Genomic DNA, 25,947 nt, shown 5'->3' with positions numbered 1-25,947 from the left:
ATTCATGATTAGACATTTTATTAAAGGGTACGTTTAAAAGTGACTATTGATTTATCAAGGTAAGTGAAACGGAAATAACCTTATGCAGTTTAACACAATCGATAAAAAAGGGGATTTTTTTATGCTATTTGACACACATGCCCATTTAAATGACGAGCAGTATAAGGATGATTTACAAGAAGTAATTGAAAGGGCGCAAAATGAGGGAGTATCTAACATGGTTGTTGTCGGCTTTGACCGTCCGACAATTGAAAAGGCTATGGAACTTGCCGAGCGCTATGAGTTTATTTATGCCTGTATAGGCTGGCATCCTGTTGATGCCATTGATATGACTGAGGCGGACTTATTGTGGATTGAAGAATTATCTGCCCATCCAAAGGTGGTAGCCCTAGGGGAAATGGGGCTGGATTATCATTGGGATAAATCGCCAAAGGATATTCAAAAAGAGGTCTTTAGACAGCAAATCCGCTTGGCTAAAAAAGTGAAGCTGCCGATTGTGATCCATAACCGCGAGGCAACAGCGGATATAGTTGAAATTTTAAAAGAGGAGGGGGCAGAGGAAGTTGGGGGAATCATGCATTGCTTTAGCGGCAGTCCTGAAATTGCTAAGGAATGTATCAAAATGAATTTTTACATTTCACTTGGAGGTCCAGTTACCTTTAAAAATGCCAAAAAGCCAAAGGAAGTGGCTGCCGAAGTTCCATTGGATAAGCTGCTCATTGAGACGGATTGTCCGTATTTAGCTCCACACCCGTTCCGAGGAAAGCGCAATGAACCAGGGTATGTCAAACTGGTTGCTGAGCAAATTGCTGAAATAAAGGGAGTGCCTGTCGAAGAAATTGCTGAAGCAACGGCACGTAATGCAAAAAAATTATTCGCCATAAAATGATAAAGGATTTTGTCGAAAGGGTAAGAAGCTTGTCCTAATATTTTCTAAAAACAAAAAGTTCTACACGCCTTCTTTTCCACATAGGATAACCATGTCGATAAGTTTGCCTTTGCAATATTTCCAATATTGTGCATAATTAGAAATACGTTCACAGGGCATGCAAGGGTTAACAGTCGACCGTCTGATTCTTAAATATTTTCTCCAGGGAAAAGGAGGCGTTTTTCATCGTATTCAGTAACATGAAAAGCCTGTTTTCCAAGTCTTTGAGCGGGAAGAATGCGGCCATTCTGTTTACTAGTTTCATAGTATTGTTGACAGCACTTGGTGTTTTCTTTTTTGAAGGATCCAAGAAAACAGTTGCCATCACTTTGAATGGTGATGAAAAGGTTGTAAAAACACATGCAGGGACAGTTGAAGAATTACTGGATGAACTGGATGTAGCCGCTCACTCAAAAGACTACTTGCACCCAAAGGCTCATAATAAGGTGACAGAAAACCTTAAAGTCGTTTGGAAGCAAGCGAAGCAGGTAACCATTGTCAAGGACAACGAGGGTAAAACGATTTGGACTACAGCCGGGTCTGTGGCTGAACTCCTAAATGAGCAGAAGATTGTATTGAATGAACATGACAAAATCACACCTAGACCGCAGACAGCCATCGATAGTAAGATGACAATCGGCATACATACTGCCTTTCGTCTAAACCTAGTTGACGGCGGAGAAAAGAAAAGCGTGTGGTCTACTTCGACTACGGTCGCTGACTTTTTAACACAACAGGGGATTGAACTTTCTGAACTAGACCGAGTTGAACCGACTCTAACCGAAACAATCAAGGAAAACGGTTCCGTTAACGTCATTCGCGTCGAAAAAGTCACCGATGTAGTGGAAGAGCCTATTGACTTTGCTGTTATTACAAAAAAGGATGACCGCTTGCCAAAAGGGAAAGAAAAAATCATCTCTCAAGGTAAGCAAGGGCTTGTTTCAAAACAATACGAAGTAGTTTTAGAAAACGGCAAAGAAGTTTCCCGAAAGTTAATCAATCAACAGACCATTGCTGATACAAAAGATCGGGTAGTAGCTGTTGGCACGAAGGAAACAGAGGTGCAGGTTTCCCGTGGTACGGAAACAGGGGCAGAATATTATGTTACGGCAACAGCCTATACGGCGTATTGTAACGGCTGTTCCGGGCGTACTGCGACGGGATTCAATCTGCGTGCTAATCCAAATGCTAAAGTGATTGCCGTGGATCCTAGTGTCATTCCGCTTGGAACAAAGGTGTATGTTGAAGGGTATGGTTATGCTGTTGCAGGCGATACAGGCGGGGCAATTAAAGGGTATAAAATTGATTTATTTATGTCATCTAAATCTGATGCATATCGCTGGGGACGGAAAAAAGTAAAAATAAAAATTTTAAAGTAGGTTTATTTAATCTAGCTTCAGCGCCTAGCTCCTCGAGGTCACAAGCCAAGCCGTCCAAAGGCGAAAAAACCTTTCGGCCGTTTCCACTTGTGCTTATCGGGGCTAGACAAGGCGCTTCAGCTTTTTAGTGTGCAGAGGGCTCATAGTCCTCTGCATTTTGCTTTTTTGTTGTCTAGCGCAAGTACCCTGGCGGCCAGTGCACTTGCGCTTTCAGTGTAAACTTAATTATACTTTATTGTATGAATCGTTTCAGTAATATAGACGATGGACATTACAAAAATGTTTCAGTTTTTTTTCAATTTTTAAATTTTTTGGAGGAATAATGCGTATTCAAGAAATAATTGTTGTGGAAGGCAAGGATGATACAACAGCGATTAGAAGGGCTGTTGATGCTGATACAATTGAAACAAACGGTTCAGCCGTAAATCAAATGACAATCGAAAAGGTTAAACGCGCACAAGAAACAAGAGGAGTGATTATTTTTACTGACCCGGATTATCCTGGTGAAAAAATCAGAAAAACAATTGCTGCCGAGGTACCGGGCTGTAAACATGCTTTTTTACCTAAAGAAGCAGCCGTTGCCAAAAGCGGACGGGGCGTTGGAGTAGAACACGCCAGTCCTGAGGCAATCATAGAAGCCTTAAAGGATGCCCAGCTGATGAGGGAAGACATTGCGGAAGAGATTACCCCGGAGGATCTAATTACAGCAGGGTTAGTTGGCGGACCAGGAGCGAAAGAGCGGCGCATTCATTTAGGTAAATTGTTAAAAATAGGATATACAAACGGAAAACAGCTTCATAAGCGATTAATGATGTTTCAAGTGAGCAAACAAGAGTTTGTCGATGCATTGGCGGCTGTTCGTCAGGAGGAAGCAAGGAATGGATAAAGATATTGCCACCCCGGTGAGAACACGGGCAATCTTAGAAAAATACGGTTTTTCTTTTAAGAAAAGTCTTGGACAAAACTTTTTAATTGATACAAATATATTAAAAAAAATCGTTAGCTTTGCCGAACTTACCGATCAGTCTGGTGCTATTGAGATCGGGCCTGGAATTGGGGCGCTTACAGAACAGCTGGCACGCATTAGCAAAAAGGTGGTTGCGTTCGAGATTGACCAAAGGCTTCTGCCCATTTTGGCGGATACATTAGGACCGTATGATAATGTGAAAGTTATACATAACGATGTGTTAAAGGCCGATGTTAAGCAGGTAATTGGAGAAGAGTTCCCGGAATTTGAGGATATTATGGTTGTTGCAAATTTACCCTATTATGTGACAACACCAATTATTATGAAACTGCTTGAAGAGGCTTTGCCAATTAGAGGAATCGTCTGTATGCTGCAAAAAGAGGTGGCGGACCGAATTTCCGCCCAGCCTGGGACGAAGGACTATGGCTCGCTTTCGATTGCTGTACAGTACTATACAGAGGCTGAGACGGTCATGATTGTTCCTAAAACTGTTTTTGTCCCACAGCCGAATGTCGATTCCGCTGTGATCAGGCTGACAAGAAGAGAAAGTCCAGCCGTCAATGTTAAGGATGAACAATTCTTCTTTCAAGTAACACGGGCAAGCTTTGCTCAGCGAAGAAAAACCCTGCTGAATAATTTAACAAGCCAGCTCCCTGATGGCAAACAAAAAAAGGAAGAGATCCTCGAGGCATTAAAAGCGAGCGAAATTGAACCATCCAGAAGAGGTGAGACTCTTTCAATAGCTGAATTTGCCCGGTTAAGCAACCAACTATATCCGTATTTTCACTAGACCTTTTTAAAGGTCTTTTTTTGTTGATTTTTTCACGTGGACATTCACCGCTGCATAGCCTATGGAAAGAAACCTTATTCAAGGCCTTATTTGCTGGTCTAATTTGGAGTGAAGGCAGTGGATATAAAAATAAACGATATTGTCGGCAGACGTTCATACAATTGTGACCTCTTGTTTCGCGTGATTGATATACAAACAATAAACGGCCAGAAGGTTGCATTTTTATATGGGGAAGACTTTCGCCTGTGTGCAGATGCTCCATACAATGATTTAATGTTGATTAATCCTAGTGAAAGGCAAAAGCTTTCAAAGGAGTATAGGACACTCGAAGAACAGTCCTTAAGGCTGTTTACACAGGATGTTGACCTGCTGAGGGAGAGGCAGGAATATGAAGCGACAGGCGGTTATGTAAAATCGAGCAGCTATTTTCAAATACCCGGAAAGGTGCTTCATCTTGACGGGGACCCATCTTATTTAAAAAAATGTATGACCCTTTATGAAAAAGTCGGTGTGCCTGTTTTAGGAATTCATTGTAATGAAAAAGAAATGCCAGCTAAAATCGGCGGATTGATAGACTATTACCGGCCTGACATTATTGTCATTACAGGTCATGATGCCTATTCTAAAGCAAAGGGGAAGATAACAGATATTAATGCGTATCGCCATTCAAAACATTTTGTGCAAACGGTCAAAGAGGCCCGCAAAAAAGTACCTCATTTAGATCAATTAGTTATTTTTGCAGGTGCCTGCCAATCCCACTTTGAATCGCTCATACACGCAGGGGCTAACTTTGCCAGTTCACCCTCAAGAATAAACATACATGCCCTGGACCTAGTTTATATCGTAGCAAAAATAAGCTTTACTCCATTTATGGAGCGGATTAATGTTTGGGACGTCCTAAGGAATACTCTTACAGGTGAGAAAGGATTAGGCGGAATTGAAACAAGAGGCGTTCTAAGAACCGGAATGCCTTATAACCCAGTTCAAGATGATGAAGAATAAAAAAAGGGGGGGCAGAATATAAATTCCATTTCCATTACTCTGCTCCCCGCTTTTTTATTTTTTTCAGGTTACATATTTCCGACAATTAAGGCAATGATAAGAAATGTTGAAATTTAGAAATAAAAGTAGAATAAAATATATTGACAAACTTTTTGTTGGACTGATATAATTTATATTTTTGTTTGACAGGATTGTGTCAGTGTGTTATACTTTACATTAGTGAGGTGGACCGAATGACTAAAACCTTAGCGGATATCAAAAAGGCCCTGGATTCAAATTTAGGGAAGAGATTGTTGCTAAAGGCAAATGGAGGACGTCGGAAAACAATTGAACGTTCAGGTGTACTTGCCGAAACTTACCCTTCTGTTTTTGTAATTGAATTAGATCAGGAGGAAAATGCTTTTGAACGAGTTTCCTACAGCTATGCTGATGTGCTGACGGAAACAGTCCAAATTACCTTCTATGAAGATGCAGCAGGACATGCAGCGTTAAGTTAGAATATAAGCAATGGGCAGCAGTAAACATATGTTTACTGCTTTTTGCTTATTCTTAAGGAAGAAAGGCTGAAGCGCTATATAGCTATTTTTGGCTATAATGAAAGTTATGTATAATCCCCATACTAAAGATACTGTGGTAAGGAAGGGGTTGTTTAAGTGGGCAGAAGAAGAGGCATTATGTCCGATCAGTTTAAGGAAGAGCTGGCGAAGGATCTTGGCTTTTACGAAGTTGTTCAAAGAGAGGGATGGGGCGGTATTCGCGCCAGAGATGCAGGGAATATGGTGAAACGAGCGATAGAACTTGCAGAACAGCAAATTGCAGGTCGGGGCCCTCAATAATCTTAGTCCTTGAAGGCGTTATAAGCTATTCAATAAACAAACAATTTACCACAGCTAGGCCGGGGAATTTTCTCCGGTCTTTATGTTTTTTAAATGTGTTAAAGTAATTGATATTTGTAAATATGATGATAAAGCGGGAATCAACATATTAACACCAGGGAGAATGACTTTTTTCATTGGAAAACTAATGATAAAATATTAAATTTAACAGGAATCAATAATCTACGTCTTACATTGTACATTTTGTGGTAAAATAGGACAAAAAATGAAGCGGAAAAAAAGTAGGTGGACGAGCGTGAAGCTTTTAGTCAAAGCACCGGCTAAAATAAATTTAGCATTGGATGTTTTACATAAACGGCCTGATGGATATCATGAGGTTGAGATGATTATGACCACGATTGATTTAGCAGATCGAGTGGAGCTTTCTTTATTAAATCAGGATAAAATACATATTCTTTCCCACAATCGATACGTTCCAGACGATCAGCGTAATTTAGCCTTTCAAGCTGCACAGTTGTTAAAGGATCGTTTTCAAGTAAAAAAGGGTGTCGTCATTACCATTGAAAAAACGATTCCGGTTGCTGCTGGGCTTGCAGGAGGAAGCAGTGATGCTGCTGCCACGTTGAGAGGTTTAAATAAGCTGTGGGATCTTGGCTTAACTTTAGAGGAGCTGGCGGAGCTTGGAAGTGAAATTGGTTCTGATGTATCATTTTGTGTGTATGGCGGTACAGCTTTAGCCAAAGGAAGAGGAGAAATTATTACGGAACTGCCTGCACCTCCTACGTGCTGGGTCATCCTCGCAAAGCCGTTCATTGGCGTTTCTACAGCTGAAGTCTATAGAAAGCTGAATATCAGCGGGACCGAGCATCCGGATATTGGCGCCATGATTGAAGCGATTCAGCATCACGATTATCAAAAGGTTTGTAACAATGTTGGTAATGTATTAGAAGACGTCACATTAAACCTTCACCCTGAAGTGGCACAGATAAAGGAACAGATGAAACGTTTTGGTGCAGATGCCGTTCTTATGAGCGGCAGCGGTCCGACAGTTTTTGGACTTGTTCAGCATGACTCGAGGATGCATCGAATTTATAACGGTTTAAGAGGATTTTGTGACCAGGTTTTTGCAGTAAGAATGCTTGGGGAAAGACACACACTTGATTAAAAGCGCACATTAATAGTATTCTTTAATTAGAATATACGGTTTTGAATGGAAAAGGGGCGGAGCGCCGCATAATAGAATTAGTTTAGCCAAGTTGAGCGAAGATTATTTTTTGCAGACTTGATTAAAGTTAATCCTAGCCCTGCCCGCACCGCCTTATTGGCAAGGCGTAGAGCGCTGAATAAATTTCCATAGTAAAAGTGGCGTAGAGCGCCATACCGGTTTTGGAGGATTGTTATGAAATTTCGCCGCAGTGAACGTTTGATTGATATGACAAATTATTTACTGGATCATCCGCGCCAGTTAGTGCCGCTTACCTTTTTTGCCGAGCGTTATTCATCTGCAAAGTCCTCTATCAGTGAGGATTTGGCCATTGTGAAGGAAACATTTGAGCAAAGAGGAATCGGCACGCTGCAAACCGTTCCTGGTGCTGCTGGCGGGGTAAAGTTTTTTGTGAAAGTCAGCATGGAAGAAGCAAAACCTTTTGTAAAAGAACTTTGTGAGTTAATTGCGGACCCTGAGCGGCTGTTACCTGGCGGGTATTTGTATATGACAGATATTTTAGGGAACCCCCAGGTTGTGCAAAATGCTGGCCGAATTATTGCATCAGCCTATGCTGATACAAAGATTGATGTCGTATTGACGATTGCAACAAAAGGAATACCGCTCGCTTATGCCGTTGCCAGCCAGTTAAATGTTCCGGTTGTCATGGTAAGAAGGGACAGTAAGGTAACAGAGGGACCGACAGTAAGCATTAATTATGTTTCTGGTTCAGCTAAGAGAATCCAGACGATGGTACTCTCAAAGAGAAGCATTAAGCACGACTCTAATGTATTAATTGTTGATGACTTTATGAAGGCCGGCGGTACTGTCATTGGGATGATCAGCATGCTTGAGGAATTTAATGCTCATTTAGCCGGGATTGCTGTCTTAGTCGAAGCAGAAAAGACAGAAGAGCGTCTTGTTGACGATTATTTATCGCTTGTCAAATTATCAGATGTTGATGTAAAAGAAAAAAAGATTAATGTTCATGAAGGAAATTATTTTACAAAGTAGAGTGGGGGAAATCACAATGAAGTATGTACAAACAAATCAAGCACCAGCTGCCATTGGTCCATATTCACAAGGAATTATCGCAGGAAATATGTTTTACAGCTCAGGTCAAATTCCTCTGACAGCAGAAGGCACGCTTATCGGGGGCGGAATTAAAGAACAGACACACCAAGTATTTCAAAATTTAAAGGGTCTACTTGAGGCTGCAGGTGCATCACTAGAAACAGTGGTAAAGGCAACCGTGTTTATTAAAAATATGGATGAATTTGCAGACCTTAATGAAGTATATAGTGAATACTTCTCAGCTCATAAACCAGCACGCTCCTGTGTCGAAGTTGCCCGGTTACCAAAAGATGTGTTAGTTGAAATCGAAGTCATTGCATTAATCAAATAAAAATAAAAGAATAAAAAATCATCCTTTTTCTATGTTTATTCCTGCGTTTTGTTAAATATAAGCCAGTTTTTACAAATGTTCACTATTTCGGCTTTATTTTTCAAAAAAATTTAAAAATAAAGAAGGAATGCAGGCGGGTATTGTTGAATTATTAAACTAGCTTGTTATCATTAGGAAAAGGGTGTGAGCACATGGAAGTAACTGACGTAAGATTACGCCGCGTAAATACGGATGGTCGTATGCGGGCAATTGCTTCAATCACTTTAGATAATGAATTCGTTGTCCACGACATTCGTGTAATTGATGGCAACAACGGTTTATTTGTCGCAATGCCAAGCAAACGTACTCCTGATGGGGAATTCCGCGATATCGCGCATCCTATTAATTCAGGAACACGCGGAAAAATCCAAGAAGCTGTATTGGCTGAGTACCACCGCTTAGGTGAATTAGAAGTAGAATTTGAAGAAGCCGGAGCTTCCTGAGGATCGAAAACAACTAGGGCCTTTCTTCTCTGAAGGCTCTTTTTATTGTGCAAAAAATGAAACCTATGTAAATGATACACCTCGAAATACCCCCCGCTATTATTCTTCAACGATAAAAAATGGCAAATTTGTCCTACTGTCGTTCATTCCTTGAAATGAGTCTCCGTTTACGATAATATTTTATAATGGATAAAAAGGATAAAATGGAGGACTGTCCATGTCTAATCGTTATGCTGTGATTTTAGCCGCCGGACAAGGAACGCGGATGAAATCAAAGCTTTATAAAGTTTTACACCCAGTATGCGGCAAACCGATGGTTCAGCATGTAGTGGACCAAGTGAAAGAGCTTAATATAGAAGAAATGGTCACCATTATTGGCCATGGTGCTGAAAAGGTAAAAGCACAATTAGGTGACACGTCTCAATACGCATTGCAGGAGAAGCAGCTTGGTACAGCCCATGCTGTTATGCAGGCTGAGGGAGATTTAGCAGGGAAAGAAGGAGTGACTATTGTTGTCTGCGGCGACACGCCATTAATCAAAGCAAAAACAATGGAAGCGCTCTTTAAGCAGCATGAAGAGACAGGCGCGAAAGCAACCATTCTTACGGCAAGAATTGCAGATCCAACTGGTTACGGGCGTATTGTTCGAAACGAGAACGGTCATGTTGAAAAAATTGTCGAGCATAAAGATGCTTCGGATAGCGAGCGGGAAATTAACGAAATCAATACCGGAACGTACTGCTTTGACAATATTGCCTTATTTGAAGCGTTAAAAAATGTTTCAAATGATAATGTGCAAGGGGAATACTATTTACCAGATGTCATTGAAATTTTGAAAAAACAAGGGGAAATCGTTTCCGCCTTCCAGACAGATGATTTTGATGAAACCTTAGGGGTAAATGACCGAGTTGCTTTGGCAGAGGCAGAGCGGATTATGCGTGCTCGTATTAACGAAGGTCATATGCGTAACGGTGTAACCATCATCGACCCAGAAAACACTTATATTGAAGCTGAAGTGACAATTGGCCAGGATACAGTGATTTATCCAGGAACGATAATAAAAGGCAGCACAATAATAGGTGGAGATTGCCAGATTGGCCCTCATTCTGAAATAGAGTCTTGCAAAGTTGGCGATGGCACAGTAATCCGGCAATCGGCTGCATTTAAAAGCTTAATTGGTGACCAGGTTAATATTGGACCTTTTGCCCATATTCGCCCTGAATCAGAGCTTCAAAATGATGTAAAAGTGGGCAACTTTGTTGAAATTAAAAAGGCTGTTTTTGGAACTGGAAGCAAAGCCTCCCACTTAAGTTATATTGGGGACGCTGAAGTCGGAAGCGGTGTAAATATTGGCTGCGGTTCTATTACCGTAAACTATGATGGAAAGAATAAATTCTTAACCAAAATTGAAGACGATGTCTTTATTGGCTGTAATTCAAATTTAGTAGCTCCTGTTACAATCGGCAAAGGGGCATATGTGGCAGCCGGTTCAACCATTACAAAGGACGTACCTGGAAAGGCATTGTCGATCGCCCGTGCACATCAAGTGAATAAGGAAAATTACGTAAACAAGTTAAATCTAAAGAAATAAGACTATTAACGGAGGGCCACCATGTCAAATCAATATTTAGATCCAAAAATAAAGCTATTTAGTTTAAACTCCAATCAGCCGTTGGCGCAGGAAATTGCAAAAGAAATCGGTGTTGAACTAGGAAGATGTTCTGTACACAGATTCAGTGACGGAGAAATTCAAATTAACATCGAGGAAAGTGTCCGCGGCTGCAATGTATACGTCATTCAATCCACCAGCCAGCCGGTCAATGAAAACCTAATGGAATTATTAATCATGATTGATGCATTAAAACGAGCATCAGCGAAAACGATTAATATTGTTATGCCGTATTACGGATATGCCCGTCAGGACCGGAAAGCACGTGCCCGTGAGCCAATTACTGCGAAATTAGTAGCGAACCTGCTTGAGACTGCGGGTGCAACACGAGTTCTGACACTTGATTTACACGCGCCACAAATCCAAGGTTTCTTCGACATTCCAATTGATCACTTAATGGGTGTGCCGATTTTATCTGATTATTTTAAAAACCGTCAATTAAACGGTGACATTGTAGTAGTTTCTCCTGACCATGGCGGTGTAACACGGGCAAGGAAAATGGCGGAGCGCCTAAAAGCGCCAATCGCTATTATTGACAAACGCCGTCCAAGACCGAATGTAGCAGAAGTAATGAATATTGTCGGTAATATCGAAGGGAAAATTGCCATTTTGATTGATGATATTATTGATACTGCCGGTACTATTACGCTTGCAGCCAATGCACTCGTAGAAAATGGGGCGAAAGAAGTGTATGCCAGCTGTACCCATCCAGTATTGTCTGGCCCGGCAATTGAACGGATTCAAAATTCAAAAATTAAGGAATTAGTTGTAACGAATTCCATTGCGCTTGCGGAAGAGAAAAAGATTGAAAAAATTAAAAGTTTATCAGTGGCACCGTTAATCGCGGAGGCTATTATTCGGATTCATGAAGAGCAGTCTGTAAGCACCTTGTTTGACTAAGTTCCATTCCAGTTCACTGCTCGTAAAGTATTTCGATAACTGGGACTATAGTTTTCCGTTTTAAAAATATGTTTAGACCTTCCTGTTTTAGGGCATTTTTATAAAGATGACTTTTTAAAAAAATAGGAAGGTGACAAACTCATGAGTACTGTTTTACAAGCAAAAGAGCGGAAGGAATTACGACGGTCAGAACTTAGAAAGATTCGCGACAATGGAAATATCCCTGCAGTCGTATACGGTGCAAAGGTTGATAGCAAACCGGTGTTTGTCAGTTCGGCAGACTTAACAAAAACGATTCGAATGGTAGGCAGGAATGGAATTATTTCTTTAGATGTTGATGGCAATAAAGTAGATGTCATTTTATCGGACTATCAAGAGGATTGTATTAAACGAGATATTATTCATGTTGATTTTTTAGCGGTCGATAAATCCTCGAAAATTACAGTAAACGTGAGGCTTGTTTTAACCGGAGAGGCTGCCGGTGTAAAGGACGGCGGTGTCTTGCAGCAACCGCTTCATGAAGTATCGATTACTACAACACCAGACAATATACCGCCGCAAATTGAGATGGATGTTTCAAACCTTCAGGTGGGCGAGACAGCATCGATTTCTGATCTCCTTCATCAGGGTGATTTTACCATCAACCATGAAGAGGATGAAGTAATTGCTTCCATCCTGCCGCCGAAGCAGGAAGAGGAAATTGACGCCGGCGAGCAGCAAGAAGGCGGCCATCCTGATAATGAAGAAGGCAGAGAAACTGAACCAGTAGGGAAAGAGTAGAAACAGTAGAGGCTTTAGCTATCAGGCATTCATAGAAATACAGACGTAACCTAACAAGGTTACGTCTTTTATCCATTTTAAATACAGGAGATTAAAATGTTTCGGAAAATTTTAAAAAGACTGGCTAAAGCGGAAGAGGGAGAGGGCCAAGGTAAAATGAAGGTAATCGTCGGTTTAGGCAATCCGGGAAAACAATATGAAAACACTAGGCATAATGTCGGCTTTGAGGTTGTAGAAGAACTATCTAACCGTTTGAACATACCGCTGACACAGGCCAAATTTAAAGGGCAGTATGGAATTGGAATGGCTGGCGGGCAGAAGATTCTGCTGTTGAAACCGTTGACATACATGAATCTATCCGGTGAGTCAATTAGAGCTGTGACAGATTATTATCAAATCGATTTAGAAGATTTACTGGTCATTTATGATGATCTAGATTTACCGGCAGGGAAAATCCGCCTAAGACAAAAAGGGAGTCCTGGCGGGCATAATGGAATAAAATCAACTGTCGCCCATTTAGGGACGCAAGTGTTTAACCGCATTCGTATTGGTATTGATCGTCCGGAAAATGGAATGAGTGTTCCAGATTACGTACTGGGCCGCTTCCGTCCTGATGAACAGTCTTCTATTCAAGAAGCAGTGAAAAAAAGTGCAGATGCGTGTGAGGCATGGCTTGATAAGCCCTTTTTACAAGTTATGAATGAATACAATCAGTAATTTGTTCATTATACAAGCCTCTGATTCATACAATAGAGAAATATCAGCGGGTGATCATGAATAAGTTCCTCCTACAAAGCTCATACTAGTAAAGTAAATGAGAGACTTAGGAGGGATTGTGTGGCCATCCATTACCATTGCCGTCATTGCGGCACAAAACTTGGCAGACTTGAGCAGTCATCGGTCCACTCAGAAGCACTTGGGCTTCATACATTAACAGAGCAAGAGAGACAGGATATGGTCACGTATGACTCGTCGGGTGATATTCATATCACGGCTATTTGCGAAGACTGTCAGGAATCGTTAGAGCGGAATCCCGATTACCATCAATACGATTTCCTTATTCATTAAACCAGGCTTTGGATGAACCTCCAAAGCGTTTTTCTATTTGCTATTATATGAAAATTATTTCTTTTAATCTTTATAAAAGGATATACGAAAAAAGTTAAATTACAACCGAGAAAAGCGGGGAATACCGCTTATTCTACTTAGGGAGGTGGAGAACCTTTGAAGGGTCTAAAATCATTATTTCTTCATCAAGAGGATATTCGTGCTTGTATAGCAGGTGTGGACGGTGGCTTAAAAGAACAATTAATAGCCGGGTTATCAGGTTCTGCACGGACAGTCTTAACATCTGCCCTTTATGAACAAATGAAGCGGCCGATTCTGCTCGTTACCCATAATCTATTACAGGCACAAAAACTCTATGATGATCTTGTAAATCTAGTAAGTGAGAAGGAAGTATATTTATTTCCGGCAAATGAATTAATTGCCGCTGAGTTGAGCGTTGCCAGTCCAGAATTGAAGGCGCAAAGAATTGAGGCCTTAAATTACTGGAGCAAGCAGAAACAAGGAATTTTAATAGTTCCAATCTCCGGCTTAAAGAAAATCCTGCCGCCTAAAGACTTGTGGCAAAAATATCAGCTCTCTTATAAAGTCGGAGAAGATATCGATACAGATCAACTATTAAATACATTGGTGGTAATGGGGTACATACGCCAGGAAATGGTAACGACACCAGGGGAATTTAGTGTAAGAGGCGGAATTATCGATATTTATCCGCTTACGGAAGCAAACCCGCTAAGAATGGAACTATTTGATACAGAAATTGAATCAATCCGTTATTTTTCTCTAGAGGATCAACGTTCCAAAGAAAAGGTCTCAGAAGTGTTAATCGGACCGGCAACAGAACTGCTGCTAGAGCCGGAGAACTACAGTCGGATTGTAGAAAAACTGGAGCATGGTTTAGCAGGAAGTTTACGGAAAGTGAAAGATGAAAAAGCCAAATTGCAGCTTTCCCAGAATATCAGTTTTGAATTAGAGCAGTTAAAAAATAATCAAAGACCAGATCAAGTCTTTAAATACATGTCGTTGGCATATGAAAACCCTAATAGTTTACTAGATTATCTGCCGACAAATGGCCTAGTAATGATTGATGAAATAAGCCGAGTGCAGGAAATGAATGATTCACTGGTGAAAGAGGAAGCGGAATGGTATACATCGCTCTTAAGTGAAGGCCAAATTATTCACGATCTTCATATTTCTCACAATCTGCAGACACTTATGCAAAAAGGCGATTTTCCAATCCTGTACTTATCATTATTTTTACGGCATGTCGCTAATACCAACCCGCAAAATATTATAAATGTTTCCTGTAAGCAAATGCAGAACTTTCACGGACAGATGCATCACTTAAAGTCAGAAATTGACCGCTGGATTAAAGGGAATTTTGCAGTTGTTTTCCTTGGACCAGATGCAGAGAGGGTAAAAAAGTTAGAAAGAGTTCTTGAAGACTATGAAATCCCTGCAAGTATTGTAGATGCCAATCAGCAGATGCTGCCTGGTAAAGTTCAAATTGTAAAAGGCAGTTTGCAAACAGGCTTCGAACTGGCACTTCAAAGGATTGCTGTTATTACGGAAGAAGAGCTTTTTAATAAGCGTGCAAAAAAATCAGTCAGCCGCCAAAAGCTATCGAATGCAGAAAGAATCAAAAGCTATTCGGAGCTTAAAATCGGTGATTATGTTGTCCATGTGAATCATGGAATTGGTAAATATCTAGGGATTGAGACGCTGGTCATTAACGGCATTCATAAAGACTACCTTCATATCCGCTACCAGGGTTCTGACAAGCTGTATGTCCCAGTGGAACAAATTGATTTAGTTCAGAAATATGTCGGATCAGAAGGTAAGGAACCTAAGGTTTATAAACTTGGCGGCAGCGATTGGAAGAAGGTAAAGAAGAAGGTTCAGTCCTCTGTTGAAGATATTGCCGATGATTTAATCAAGTTATATGCAGAACGAGAAGCAGCTGTAGGTTTCGGCTATTCTCCGGATGGTGATTTGCAGCGGGAGTTTGAAGCAAGCTTCGCTTATCAGGAAACAGAAGACCAATTGCGATCCATTCATGAAATTAAAAAGGATATGGAGCGTCCACGTCCAATGGACCGCTTACTCTGCGGAGATGTTGGTTATGGAAAAACAGAGGTAGCGATCCGAGCTGCCTTCAAAGCGATTGCCGACGGAAAACAGGTAGCCTTTTTGGTGCCTACCACGATCTTAGCACAGCAGCATTTTGAGACACTAAGAGAGCGTTTCCAGGAATTTCCAATCAATATCGGTTTATTAAGCCGCTTCCGTTCAAAAAAGCAGCAGACAGAAACATTAAAAGGATTGAAGGCGGGGTCAGTAGATATCGTCGTTGGTACCCATCGCCTGCTTTCAAAGGATATTGTTTATCGTGATTTAGGGCTGCTGATTATTGATGAAGAGCAGCGTTTTGGTGTGACTCATAAGGAAAAAATTAAGAAGCTAAAAACCAATGTGGATGTGTTGACATTAACCGCCACTCCAATTCCAAGAACGCTGCATATGTCAATGCTTGGGGTTCGTGATTTATCCGTCATTGAAACGCCGCCGGAAAATCGCTTTCCCGTGCAAACATATGTCATGGAATATAACGGAGCACTTGTCAGAGAGGCAATTGAACGGGAACTTGCCCGCGACGGACAAGTCTACTTTTTATATAACAGGGTAGAGGATATTGAACGGAAAGCAGAAGAAATTTCGATGCTTGTTCCCGATGCCCGGGTGACTTACGCCCACGGGCAGATGACTGAAAATGAATTAGAGTCAGTGATGATCAGCTTCCTTGCTGGGGAATTTGATGTGCTTGTCAGTACTACCATTATCGAGACAGGTGTGGATATTCCGAATGTAAACACCTTGATTGTCTTTGATGCAGATCGCATGGGGCTTTCAACACTTTACCAGCTGCGCGGCCGTGTAGGCAGATCTAATCGTGTCGCCTATGCTTATTTTACCTATCGTAAAGACAAAGTGTTGACGGAGGTTGCTGAGAAGCGTCTTCAGGCGATTAAAGAATTCACCGAACTAGGGTCAGGATTTAAAATTGCAATGCGTGATTTATCCATTAGGGGTGCCGGCAACTTATTGGGGGCACAGCAGCATGGCTTTATTGACTCAGTCGGTTTTGATTTATATTCGCAAATGTTGAAAGAAGCGATTGAGGAGCGCAAGGCTGAGTTAGGAGACCCGCATGCTGAGGTTAAAAAATCAGTCGAAATTGATCTTGAACTTGATGCCTATATTCCGGATACCTACATTAAGGATGGACACCAAAAGATTGAAATGTATAAGCGCTTCAGAGGAATTGAATCACTTGAAGATGTAGAAGGACTCCAAGGGGAAATGTTAGACCGTTTTGGGGAATATCCAGATGAGGTATCGTATTTGTTCCAAATTGCCGAAATGAAGGTTTTAGCCATTCAGAATGGAGTGGAATTAATTAAGCAGGTAAAGCAAGACGTAACCATTTTATTGACTGAAGAGGTTACCAACACAATGGACGGAAGCAAGCTGTTCCATATTGGCAGCCAGTTTGGCAGGTCGGTGACTCCTGGAATGGAGGGGAAAAAGCTGAAAATAGTCGTCAATACAAAAGGCTATCAGACAGCCCAGTGGCTTCATATCGTATTTGAAATGGTGAAAGGGATTCCTTTAGCAAAAAAGGGGCAAGAAAATCCTGTTTAAAGGTTCACCAGAAAATGGGTAATCATCCAAAAGCGGGTTTGGCAGAAGGTATAAAAGGGAATATTTCCTGTATCTGTGAAAAAATTGTGAATAGAACTTTACAGATGAAAGATACTAAGTTCAAAGTTGGCGAATAGAAAAGCGAAAGCGCCTTGGTCAGGGGCGACAAGCATAAGACGAACCGGATGGGAGGCTGCTTCTTAGTCTTGTGCCGGATTGGCTTATGACCTCAAGGTCCTAAGCGCTGCAGCTAGACAGTTACATATTTCTCGCCAAGTTGAAAAATCATCAGATGAAAGTGAGGCAACATTGGATGAAAGCAACTGGAATAGTTCGTCGAATTGATGATTTAGGTCGAGTCGTAATTCCGAAAGAAATACGCAGAACATTGCGTATCCGTGAAGGGGACCCATTGGAGATTTTTGTTGATCGTGATGGGGAGGTTATTTTAAAGAAATATTCACCTATCAGCGAATTAGGCGATTTTGCCAAAGAGTATGCGGAAGCCCTATTTGACAGCCTCGGTAACCCTGTATTGATTTGTGATAGAGATGCGTTTATTGCGGTAGCAGGCGGCTCTAAAAAGGATTATTTAAATAAGAATATTGGCAGCTTGGTGGAAAAAACAATGGAAGACAGAAGCTCGGTACTGGTTACTCAGCAGAGCGATGTCGCGTTAATTGACGGAACAGATGAAACGATTTCAGCTTATACGATTGGACCAATTATAGCAAATGGAGATCCGATTGGTGCAGTAGTGATTTTCGCAAAAGAAGGAACACTTGGAGAAGTAGAGCAAAAGGCGGTAGAAACCGCAGCAGGCTTCTTGGCAAGACAAATGGAACAATAGAAAAGTACAGAAAAGAAGATTGTCGAGAAAGGGTATATTTCTCGGCAATTTTTTATTTTATCTGATTTAAAATAGGATATTTATTAAAGATGTCAATGCAAATGGACCTATTGAAAACCCTATAGAACGTTTTTCGAAAACCTGAGGCAGCTGGATGCTGCCTTTTTTATTTTTTTAGAGGCTCATTGAATTTAATTTTTTTTCTTTTTATCCTTTATCAAAGAAAAGTGAACTAATTCTTTAAAAAAGGCACTTATTGTGAACAAGGGCAAGTGATAAAATTCAAACTATACTGAAAATGGTTACTATTATGGCTAATCTTCATCTTGAAAGTCTGGGCAATAATTAAAGAGATTTTCCTAGGGAAATTTCTTTAATCAAAATAAATTAAAAGAGAGGGGTTTTCTATGAACACAATTGATGTTGCCATTATCGTTGGTTATTTTCCCGTCATTGCACTTGTAGGTTTAATTGGAATGAAAAAGGCAAAAACGACTGAGGATTATGCGGTAGCAGGGAGAAATTTGAACTTTCCAATGTTTACGGCTTGTTTGGCAGCGCTTACTCTAGGGGGAGCGGCCACAATTGGCACAGCTAAATTAGGGTATCAGTTTGGACTTTCAGGAATATGGTTTGTTACGGCTCAAGGTTTAGGAATGATTATTATTAGTATCTTTTTAGCCAAAAAAATATTCAAACTGCGTGTTTTAACGATTGGAGAAATGCTCGAAAATCGATTCAATGTTGAAGCACGTATTATAAGCTCTCTCGTATCTGCAACTTACACAACAATGCTAACGGTTACACAAATTATTGCCATCGGAAGCGTCATTAATGTTTGGGTCGGATGGAATGTGATGGTATCGATTTTAGTTGCTGGAGGGATCGTCTTATTCTATACCGTTTTGGGTGGAATGTGGTCCGTAACCATGACAGATATTGTCCAGTTTTCCGTTATGACGATTGGGATCTTTTTCATCATGCTTCCACTAAGTTTAAGTAAGGTTGGAGGATTTGAAGGGCTTCAGGCAAGTATTCCAGCCGGGCATTTTAACGTCACGGCAACAGGCGGTTTAGATATTGCCAAAAGTATTTTGCTATATACATTAGGAATTGTTGTCGGGCAGGATGTATGGCAGCGATTATTTACAGCAAAGAGCTTGAAAGTAACTCGTGCAGGAATGATTGCTGCAGGAGGTTATTCATTCCTTTATGCGGCCACCGTTTCAATTATTGGTATGTGTGCTTTTGTAGTAGTACCAAATCTGAATGTTCCCCAAAACGCTTTTGCCAGCATAGCGATTGAAATTTTGCCAGCGGGCGCACTGGGATTTGTTTTAGCTGGTGTATTATCTGCACTAATGTCAACTTCCTCTGGGACATTGCTGGCATCCTCTACGTTAATCGTTAACGATGTCATCAAACGTTTATTCTTACCAAATATGAGTGAAAAAACCTTTTTAGCGGTTACCCGTTTTACCACATTAGCAATTGGAGTTTTTTGCATCATTTGTGCTCTATGGATTCAAGATGTACTAGTTGCTTTAGATATTGCCTTCGCCATCTTATCAGGCGCATTGTTCTTTCCTATTATTTTGGGATTCTTTTGGAAAAAGGTTTCTGCACGCTCCGTATTTTATTCCATTATTTTAAGCACAGTCGTCATTGGAGTTGGATTAGGTATCTACGGTACAGTTTCCATTATTCCAATCGTTTATGGATTGATTACAAGTATTGTCGTCATTCTTATTTTTACACTTGTAGAAAGTTTGCGCCATCCAGCATCAAGCGACGTAGGGATGAAACAATAGGGTCCATAATTTTCGGATATTTCTTTAAAAAGTGCACCAAAGAGTAGAATATCTCCCTTGATGAACAGATTCAGCCATATGACAATTAAAGTACAATATTCGAACAGAAAGGGGAATGAAGATGTTGCAGCCACTTAAGAAAATAAAAGTCCTTGATTTCACGAGAGTATTAGCAGGCCCGTATTGCACGATGCTTTTAGCAGATATGGGGGCAGAAGTGATTAAAATTGAAAAGCCGGGCACTGGAGATGATACAAGGGGTTTTGGACCATTTCAAAATAATGAGAGCGGTTACTTTATGTTCTTAAATAGAGGAAAAAAGTCAATTCAGCTGGATCTAAAAAACCCGGAATCAATTTCCCTGCTAAAAGAATTGGTCAAGGAATCGGATGTAATCGTTGAAAATTTCCGCCCAGGTGTTATGGAAAAACTAGGGTTAGATTATGAAACGTTAAAGGAAATAAATTCTGGGATTGTATACGCCTCCATTTCTGGTTTTGGCCAATATGGCCCGTATAGTCAAAGGCCGGCATACGATTTGGTTGCTCAAGCAATGGGAGGATTAGCTAGCATAACCGGGCATCCGGATCAGCCGCCAACCCGGGCTGGTGCGTCCCTCGGGGATATGAGTGCCGCGCTGTATACGGCATATGGAATTATGGTTGCCTTATTTCATCGTGAACGGACAGGTGAAGGGCAATTTGTAGATGTAGCGATGGTCGATTCTATCTTCTCATTATTAGAAAGCAATGTGATGAGGTATACAGTTGATAGAATTGTTCCTGAAAGAATTGGCAGCAGACACCCGATTAGTTCTCCGTTTGATATTTATAGGGCTAAGGATGGCTACATCGTCATTGCGGTTGCGAATGATCCTCTCTTTTCTAAATTGTGTGCCATTATGAATCAGCCAGAGCTCGAAAAAGACGAAAGATTTAATACGGATCCGTTACGGACGGAAAATGTGGAAGAGCTGAAAGTGATTATTGAAGAATGGCTTCAAGCCTATACGGTAGCGGAGGCAGTTGAGCTGATTAACAAGGGCGGTGTTCCTAGCTCGCCGATTTTAGATATAGATGAAATATGTGAGGATGAACATACAAAAGTTCGAGAAATGTTAATTGAACTAGAACATCCGACAGCCGGGAAATTTAAAATCCCGGGAAACCCGGTGAAATTGTCTAAGACTCCAGCAGTTATCCAATCTCCAAGTCCATTATTGGGGGAGCATACGGAAGAAATACTCGGAAGATTCAAAGAAGTGAAAGCCGAGATTTAAATTCAACGCAGAAGCAAAAAAAGGGGGAATTTTCCATGAATTTTGAGTTAACAGACGAACAGAAAAGTATCCGCAGCATGGTCCGGGATTTTAGCCGGGAAGTATTAATGCCTAAAGCGGCAGAATTAGATGAAGAAAATCGTTTTCCAATTGAGCATATCAAAAAATTAGCTGAACTTGGTTTAATGGGAATCGCGTATCCGGAAGAAGATGGCGGTGTAGGTGCAGATTCCATCTCCGAGGCAATTGCTGTAGAAGAAATTACATATGCTTGTGCAGCAACAGGTTCCATTCTTACTGCCCATTATTTAGGAATTGACGGTTTATATCTTGCGGCTAATAAAGAGCAAAGAGAGAAATATTTAGTTCCAGGGTGTTCAGGGGAGAAATTGTTTGCTTTTTGTTTAACTGAGCCAAATGGCGGAACCGATGTTGCATCCATGAAAACAAATGCAAAACTCGAAGGTGACGAGTATGTGATCAACGGTTCAAAGATATTTATTACGAACGGTGCCTATGCTGATACTTTAGTAGTATATGCAAAGACAGATATTGAAAAAGGCTCGAAAGGCATCAGTGCTTTTATCGTTGAAAAAGGTACTCCAGGACTGTCATATGGTGCTGGTGATAACAAAATGGGGATTCGCGGCGCTAAAACAGATGAGGTCATTTTTGAAAATGTTCGTGTTCCAAGAGAAAACCTTGTCGGTAAAGAAGGGGACGGCTTTAAAATTGCGATGCAAGTAGTAGATAGAGGCCGTATTGGGATCGCGTCGATGGCGGTTGGTCTTTCTCAAGCGGCGCTAGATGAAGCTGTTGCTTACTCTAAGGAACGTATTGCTTTCAACAAGCCCATTGCACAGTACCAAGGTTTACAGTGGATGTTAGCTGAAATGGCTGCGGAACTTGAGATTGGCCGCTTATACACATACTATACTGCTAGTTTGAAGGATAAAGAGGGATACCGAATATCGAAAGAAGCATCAATTGCTAAATTGTTTACGGCGGAGGCTTCCAACCGGATCGTTCATAAAGCCGTCCAAATCCATGGCGGTTACGGATATATGAAGGAATATACGGTTGAAAGGCTTTATCGTGATCAGCGTATTTTGGAAATCTTTGAAGGAACATCCCAAGTACAGAAAATGGTTATTTCCAGTCATTTATTGAAGTAAATAAACGCAAAAACGATTTGCAGGGAAAATGAAAAATATAGAGAATAAAAGATATAAGAATTCCAATATGGGATTCAAGGTAATAGGGAGTGAGTTTATGCTGCAGTCAACGATTCAATCACCAATCGGAAAAGAGTTATCCTGCAAGAATTGGGAGACCGAATGCTTATTGCGATTATTCCTTAATAGCCTTGATCCAAGGGTAGCTGAAAATAGTGAAGAGTTAATCGTTTACGGTGGAAGAGGCAAAGCTGCCAGAAACAAGAAAGCGATGGAAGCGATTATCCGTGAACTAAAAAACCTTGATAACGACCATACTCTATTAATCCAATCCGGAAAGCCAGTTGCGACTTTCCGGACTTTTCCTTTTTCTCCGCGAGTTCTCTCTTCCACAGCTATGGTCGTACCAAAATGGGCTAATGATGAAGACTTTTCTATACTCGAAAAAAAAGGATTGACGATGTATGGGCAAGCTACTGCAGCGTCATGGGCATATATCGGAGTCCAAGGTGTTCTCCAGGCGACATTTGAAACCATGAATGAAATAGCCAATCGATACTTCCAATCTACATTAAAAGGAAAGCTTGTCTTAACCTCGGGTCTCGGCGGCATGGGCTCTGCACAGCCCTTATCCGTTACGATGAATGGCGGCGTGTGTATTGTTGTAGAGGTGGATGAGTCTAAGATCGATAAACGATTAGTTAATAACTATTGTGATGTGAAGGTTCATACGCTTGAAGAAGCGCTTGTCCTTGCTGAAGAGGCAATGGAACTAGAAAGACCACTTGCCATCGCACTTTGCGGAAATGCAGCAGATGTTTATTGTGAAATGGTAAAAAAGGGGATCACCCCACATATTGTAACAGATCAAACGGCGGTTCATGATATGCTAAATGGTTATATACCAAGCGGATTAACATTAGATCAAGCTGCATTTTTAAGAAATAAAAAGCCTGAGAAATATATAAAAATGGCGGAGGAAACTCTTATAGCCCATGTTAAATCCATGTGCGAGCTGCAAAATAGAGGAGCTATCGTTTTTGATTATGGAAATAATATTCGCGGTCAGGCTTTTAAAGCTGGTTTTGAAAAGGCATTCTCATTCCCAGGATTTATTTCTGAGTATTTGCGGCCGCTCTATTGTGAGGGAAGAGGACCTTGCCGCTGGATCGCTCTTTCAGGAAATCCGGGTGATATATATAAATTAGACGAAGCGATTTTGGCGAATTTCGGAAGTGATGAAAGGATCTGCCGCTGGATTAAGTTTGTTCAGGAAAAAATATATTTTTATGGTTTGCCTGCCCGTACTTGTTGGCTAAATTACCATGAACGCAGTCAAATTGGAGAATTGATTAATAATATGGTTGCCTCCGGCGAGCTATCTGCCCCGGTTGCCATCACAAGAGACCATTCGGAAGGCAGTACGATGGCTGCGCCGTTTCGGGAAACAGAAGGTATGCCGGATGGAAGTGATATCATTGCGGACTGGCCCATTCTAACCGGACTTTTGAATGCAAGTGCTGGAGCGACAATGGTCAGCATTCAGCATGGCGGTGGTGTAGGGATAGGCAATTCCATTCACACGGGGATGACGGCAGTAGCAGATGGAAGTCTGGATGCATTAAAAAAGTTAAAAAATTTATTGACGATTGATCCAGGATTAAACATAATTCGACATGCAGATGCAGGTTATATAAAAGCAAACAATATGATACGCGAGCTCGGCCTAAAAAAGCCTTTATAGCAGCCTAAACTTTTTCAGCATCATAGAAGAGGTGTGAGAAAATGAGGAAAAAAATTCTTTTTGTTTCTGAAGATCAGGTTTTTCTAGAACAGACGAAGAATGTAAATGATTTGCTGAGATCTCCATTTTTGATTGAAAAGGTAAGTCCTGCTAATCCTGAACTGTTATTCAAACTGGATTGTAAAGATTCGATCATTGTCTTTGATGTGGATCATGAAACAGAAGAAGATCAAACGACACTATTGGAAAAAATAAAAGAGAATCAATTGCAATATGCAATCATGGTAAAACGACATTTTCGTATAGAAGAGGTAAGGCGATTTTTTAAAGGCGGGGTATTTGATTGTATCGAAAAGATGGTTGGTGAAAAGGAACTGTACAGAACGTTTCTCGAACTTCTAAAAATAAAAGCCAATCATCAAGATCGAGATTTAATAAAAAGCTTTGGAAGTAATGATCAGCTTAAAAATGATGTGAAAATGAGTTTAGCTTATGATTTAGTTTTTGGAAATGTAAAGCATTCTAAGCAAATATGGGATCGTAGTCATTATGCGGGATTATCAGTTATACCCAATACATGTATGATTGCCTGTATTGATGATTACCATAGGCAAATGAAAAATAAAAGTAAGCTTTGGGGACAGTCGATTCGAGATCAGCTTATTGAATCCATCCAACAGTATTTCGAGCTAAATCAAGCTGAGGAAATGATGACCATCAATAACGGACCGGAAAAAGTGGTCCTGCTATTGGCTTTGCAGCTGCAGAGCAATATGGAGAATTATAAAGCTGCAGCCATTTCTCATGCGAAGGGGTTACAACGCTTTATAAAAGAAAAAACAGGTCTATCTATTACAATAGGGATTGGGAACTATTATGAGGATGCCCGAAATTTCCATCTTTCTTATGAAGAGGCATTACGGGCATTAGCTAAAAAGTTTTTCACAGGGAATCATTCGGTCATTCATATTGTTGATGTAGAACCGAGCTCAAATAAAATTGACCTCCTTGAAATAAACGAAATGGCCGTTATTGCCAATCAATTGGCTGTTGGGGACTGTGACGGGGTTAAGAATAGTTTATTTACGGTCACGGGAATCTTTTCTGCTCAGAAAAATATTAGTCCACGTCTATTTAAGCTGCAAACACTTGATTTACTTTCATCCTTATCGCGTGCTGCCATAAATGGCGGGGCACAATACAGAGAAGTCTTTACCATTCAATTCCAATATGCAAAGGAATTACTTAATCTTGAAAATGTAGAACAAATTTGTGACTGGTTCCAAGAGGTTGTTCATCTTTTCTTGGAGCAGGTTCTCAATAACCATAATGAAAAAATGCTAAAGTCTGTGCAGCAAGCTCTCACTTACATTAATAATCATTTTCGAGAAGAGATAACATTGGAAAGTGTGGCTAATGAAGTGCATTTAAGTCCGAATTACTTTAGCAATATATTTAAAAAGACAACAGGCTCTTCCTTTATTGAATACCTTACCAATTTACGTATTGATAAAGCAAAGCTATTATTAATGGATTTAAATTGTACAATTTATCAAGTCGCTTCTGAGGTAGGATACAGCACATCACGCTATTTTAGCAGGGTCTTTAAATCCAATACAGGAATGACCCCAAGTGAATTTCGAAATTCATTGCTGGTAACGAATGTGTCTGATAGTTTATTGTCTAGTTGAAAAATCTTATGTCACTCCATAATTTCTAGAAGTTATAACCAATAATAATAGGCAGCAGCAGCTGCCTCGGGCTGTCGAAAAACTTTCGATGGCCTTTTAATTTATATTAATTCTTTAACAATTCACCGCGTTAATTTGCTATAATAATATTAATATATATGCTTTTCAATAGGTCAGTTGATTTCCGCTCCAGGACCTCCCCGCGGAAAGCGAGTGCACAGAGCGGAAATCAACAGGTCCCGTTAGCATGGGCAATCTTATTATAAAATCCGTATTTTAGGTCTGACA

23 protein-coding genes are annotated in these 25,947 nt (G+C 40.6%); all 23 read left to right on the top strand.

Going from position 1 to position 25,947, the window contains the following annotated elements; genetic code table 11:
* Positions 1-121 precede the first annotated feature (121 nt).
* The 23 genes from IE222_RS22130 to IE222_RS22020 all read left to right on the top strand — a co-directional run bounded on the left by IE222_RS22130 (position 122) and on the right by IE222_RS22020 (position 25,659).
* Positions 122-889: a TatD family hydrolase gene (locus tag IE222_RS22130; RefSeq protein WP_191276548.1), complete on the top strand. Its 768-nt coding sequence runs from the start codon at positions 122-124 to the stop codon at positions 887-889.
* Between the two features lie 239 nt (positions 890-1,128).
* Positions 1,129-2,307, top strand: coding sequence for a G5 and 3D domain-containing protein (locus IE222_RS22125; RefSeq protein ID WP_191276547.1), 1,179 nt, complete (start codon positions 1,129-1,131; stop codon positions 2,305-2,307).
* Between the two features lie 322 nt (positions 2,308-2,629).
* A complete protein-coding gene (rnmV, locus tag IE222_RS22120; protein ID WP_191276546.1) occupies positions 2,630-3,193 on the top strand; it encodes a ribonuclease M5 in 564 nt (187 codons plus the stop codon).
* Positions 3,186-4,064: a 16S rRNA (adenine(1518)-N(6)/adenine(1519)-N(6))-dimethyltransferase RsmA gene (gene rsmA / locus IE222_RS22115; protein WP_191276545.1), complete on the top strand. Its 879-nt coding sequence runs from the start codon at positions 3,186-3,188 to the stop codon at positions 4,062-4,064. Before rnmV ends, rsmA begins: the two co-directional genes overlap by 8 nt.
* Before the next feature lie 117 nt (positions 4,065-4,181).
* The gene (gene yabG / locus IE222_RS22110; protein ID WP_191276544.1) at positions 4,182-5,066 is read left to right on the top strand and encodes a sporulation peptidase YabG; all 885 of its coding nucleotides are present in this window, start codon (positions 4,182-4,184) and stop codon (positions 5,064-5,066) included.
* 233 nt (positions 5,067-5,299) lie between these two features.
* Complete coding sequence (gene veg / locus IE222_RS22105; RefSeq protein WP_066389953.1) at positions 5,300-5,563, top strand: biofilm formation stimulator Veg; 264 nt, start codon at positions 5,300-5,302, stop codon at positions 5,561-5,563.
* A 156-nt stretch (positions 5,564-5,719) separates the two neighbouring features.
* Positions 5,720-5,902, top strand: coding sequence for a small, acid-soluble spore protein, alpha/beta type (locus IE222_RS22100; RefSeq protein WP_191276543.1), 183 nt, complete (start codon positions 5,720-5,722; stop codon positions 5,900-5,902).
* 295 nt (positions 5,903-6,197) lie between these two features.
* The gene (ispE, locus tag IE222_RS22095; protein ID WP_191276542.1) at positions 6,198-7,067 is read left to right on the top strand and encodes a 4-(cytidine 5'-diphospho)-2-C-methyl-D-erythritol kinase; all 870 of its coding nucleotides are present in this window, start codon (positions 6,198-6,200) and stop codon (positions 7,065-7,067) included.
* Positions 7,068-7,301: 234 nt separating this feature from the next.
* On the top strand, positions 7,302-8,120 hold the full coding sequence (gene purR, locus IE222_RS22090; protein ID WP_191276541.1) for a pur operon repressor: 819 nt from the start codon (positions 7,302-7,304) through the stop codon (positions 8,118-8,120).
* Between the two features lie 16 nt (positions 8,121-8,136).
* A complete protein-coding gene (locus IE222_RS22085) occupies positions 8,137-8,511 on the top strand; it encodes a RidA family protein (protein WP_191276540.1) in 375 nt (124 codons plus the stop codon).
* 191 nt (positions 8,512-8,702) lie between these two features.
* A complete protein-coding gene (spoVG, locus tag IE222_RS22080; protein ID WP_003347151.1) occupies positions 8,703-8,993 on the top strand; it encodes a septation regulator SpoVG in 291 nt (96 codons plus the stop codon).
* A gap of 217 nt (positions 8,994-9,210) precedes the next feature.
* On the top strand, positions 9,211-10,584 hold the full coding sequence (gene glmU, locus IE222_RS22075) for a bifunctional UDP-N-acetylglucosamine diphosphorylase/glucosamine-1-phosphate N-acetyltransferase GlmU (protein WP_191276539.1): 1,374 nt from the start codon (positions 9,211-9,213) through the stop codon (positions 10,582-10,584).
* A gap of 21 nt (positions 10,585-10,605) precedes the next feature.
* Positions 10,606-11,562 (top strand): ribose-phosphate diphosphokinase, encoded by a 957-nt coding sequence (locus IE222_RS22070; RefSeq protein ID WP_191276538.1) that lies wholly within the window; start codon positions 10,606-10,608, stop codon positions 11,560-11,562.
* Positions 11,563-11,703: 141 nt separating this feature from the next.
* A complete protein-coding gene (locus tag IE222_RS22065; RefSeq protein ID WP_191276537.1) occupies positions 11,704-12,342 on the top strand; it encodes a 50S ribosomal protein L25/general stress protein Ctc in 639 nt (212 codons plus the stop codon).
* A 156-nt stretch (positions 12,343-12,498) separates the two neighbouring features.
* Positions 12,499-13,059, top strand: a complete 561-nt coding sequence (gene pth / locus IE222_RS22060) for an aminoacyl-tRNA hydrolase (protein ID WP_191276563.1) — start codon at positions 12,499-12,501, stop codon at positions 13,057-13,059.
* A 120-nt stretch (positions 13,060-13,179) separates the two neighbouring features.
* A complete protein-coding gene (gene fin / locus IE222_RS22055) occupies positions 13,180-13,410 on the top strand; it encodes an anti-sigma-F factor Fin (RefSeq protein WP_191276536.1) in 231 nt (76 codons plus the stop codon).
* Positions 13,411-13,566: 156 nt separating this feature from the next.
* Entirely contained in the window at positions 13,567-17,109 is a 3,543-nt protein-coding gene (mfd, locus tag IE222_RS22050; protein ID WP_191276535.1) for a transcription-repair coupling factor, read from the top strand.
* Between the two features lie 313 nt (positions 17,110-17,422).
* Positions 17,423-17,959: a stage V sporulation protein T gene (gene spoVT, locus IE222_RS22045; protein WP_191276562.1), complete on the top strand. Its 537-nt coding sequence runs from the start codon at positions 17,423-17,425 to the stop codon at positions 17,957-17,959.
* Positions 17,960-18,366: 407 nt separating this feature from the next.
* On the top strand, positions 18,367-19,770 hold the full coding sequence (locus tag IE222_RS22040; RefSeq protein WP_191276534.1) for a sodium:solute symporter family protein: 1,404 nt from the start codon (positions 18,367-18,369) through the stop codon (positions 19,768-19,770).
* Between the two features lie 121 nt (positions 19,771-19,891).
* Positions 19,892-21,049: a CaiB/BaiF CoA transferase family protein gene (locus IE222_RS22035; protein WP_191276533.1), complete on the top strand. Its 1,158-nt coding sequence runs from the start codon at positions 19,892-19,894 to the stop codon at positions 21,047-21,049.
* A gap of 35 nt (positions 21,050-21,084) precedes the next feature.
* Positions 21,085-22,224 (top strand): acyl-CoA dehydrogenase family protein, encoded by a 1,140-nt coding sequence (locus tag IE222_RS22030; protein ID WP_191276532.1) that lies wholly within the window; start codon positions 21,085-21,087, stop codon positions 22,222-22,224.
* 97 nt (positions 22,225-22,321) lie between these two features.
* On the top strand, positions 22,322-23,968 hold the full coding sequence (hutU, locus tag IE222_RS22025) for a urocanate hydratase (protein WP_191276531.1): 1,647 nt from the start codon (positions 22,322-22,324) through the stop codon (positions 23,966-23,968).
* A gap of 41 nt (positions 23,969-24,009) precedes the next feature.
* The gene (locus tag IE222_RS22020) at positions 24,010-25,659 is read left to right on the top strand and encodes a helix-turn-helix domain-containing protein (protein ID WP_191276530.1); all 1,650 of its coding nucleotides are present in this window, start codon (positions 24,010-24,012) and stop codon (positions 25,657-25,659) included.
* Positions 25,660-25,947: the final 288 nt, after the last annotated feature.

Source organism: Neobacillus kokaensis, assembly GCF_014656545.1.
Taxonomy (GTDB): Bacteria; Bacillota; Bacilli; order Bacillales; family Cytobacillaceae; genus Neobacillus; species Neobacillus kokaensis.
The sequence above is the reverse complement of the archived record's forward strand: the minus strand, read 5'-3'. Positions and strand labels throughout refer to the sequence as shown.

What these genes read in the sequence shown, in the direction of transcription:
- purR (WP_191276541.1), top strand. Translation starts at nt 7,302, where the DNA reads ATGAAATTTCGCCGCAGTGAACGTTTGATTGATATGACAAATTATTTA.
- IE222_RS22035 (WP_191276533.1), top strand. Translation starts at nt 19,892, where the DNA reads ATGTTGCAGCCACTTAAGAAAATAAAAGTCCTTGATTTCACGAGAGTA.
- pth (WP_191276563.1), top strand. Translation starts at nt 12,499, where the DNA reads ATGAAGGTAATCGTCGGTTTAGGCAATCCGGGAAAACAATATGAAAAC.
- IE222_RS22040 (WP_191276534.1), top strand. Translation starts at nt 18,367, where the DNA reads ATGAACACAATTGATGTTGCCATTATCGTTGGTTATTTTCCCGTCATT.
- veg (WP_066389953.1), top strand. Translation starts at nt 5,300, where the DNA reads ATGACTAAAACCTTAGCGGATATCAAAAAGGCCCTGGATTCAAATTTA.
- rnmV (WP_191276546.1), top strand. Translation starts at nt 2,630, where the DNA reads ATGCGTATTCAAGAAATAATTGTTGTGGAAGGCAAGGATGATACAACA.
- IE222_RS22070 (WP_191276538.1), top strand. Translation starts at nt 10,606, where the DNA reads ATGTCAAATCAATATTTAGATCCAAAAATAAAGCTATTTAGTTTAAAC.
- IE222_RS22125 (WP_191276547.1), top strand. Translation starts at nt 1,129, where the DNA reads ATGAAAAGCCTGTTTTCCAAGTCTTTGAGCGGGAAGAATGCGGCCATT.
- rsmA (WP_191276545.1), top strand. Translation starts at nt 3,186, where the DNA reads ATGGATAAAGATATTGCCACCCCGGTGAGAACACGGGCAATCTTAGAA.
- spoVG (WP_003347151.1), top strand. Translation starts at nt 8,703, where the DNA reads ATGGAAGTAACTGACGTAAGATTACGCCGCGTAAATACGGATGGTCGT.
- IE222_RS22020 (WP_191276530.1), top strand. Translation starts at nt 24,010, where the DNA reads ATGAGGAAAAAAATTCTTTTTGTTTCTGAAGATCAGGTTTTTCTAGAA.
- IE222_RS22065 (WP_191276537.1), top strand. Translation starts at nt 11,704, where the DNA reads ATGAGTACTGTTTTACAAGCAAAAGAGCGGAAGGAATTACGACGGTCA.
- glmU (WP_191276539.1), top strand. Translation starts at nt 9,211, where the DNA reads ATGTCTAATCGTTATGCTGTGATTTTAGCCGCCGGACAAGGAACGCGG.
- IE222_RS22130 (WP_191276548.1), top strand. Translation starts at nt 122, where the DNA reads ATGCTATTTGACACACATGCCCATTTAAATGACGAGCAGTATAAGGAT.
- IE222_RS22085 (WP_191276540.1), top strand. Translation starts at nt 8,137, where the DNA reads ATGAAGTATGTACAAACAAATCAAGCACCAGCTGCCATTGGTCCATAT.
- spoVT (WP_191276562.1), top strand. Translation starts at nt 17,423, where the DNA reads ATGAAAGCAACTGGAATAGTTCGTCGAATTGATGATTTAGGTCGAGTC.
- hutU (WP_191276531.1), top strand. Translation starts at nt 22,322, where the DNA reads ATGCTGCAGTCAACGATTCAATCACCAATCGGAAAAGAGTTATCCTGC.
- IE222_RS22030 (WP_191276532.1), top strand. Translation starts at nt 21,085, where the DNA reads ATGAATTTTGAGTTAACAGACGAACAGAAAAGTATCCGCAGCATGGTC.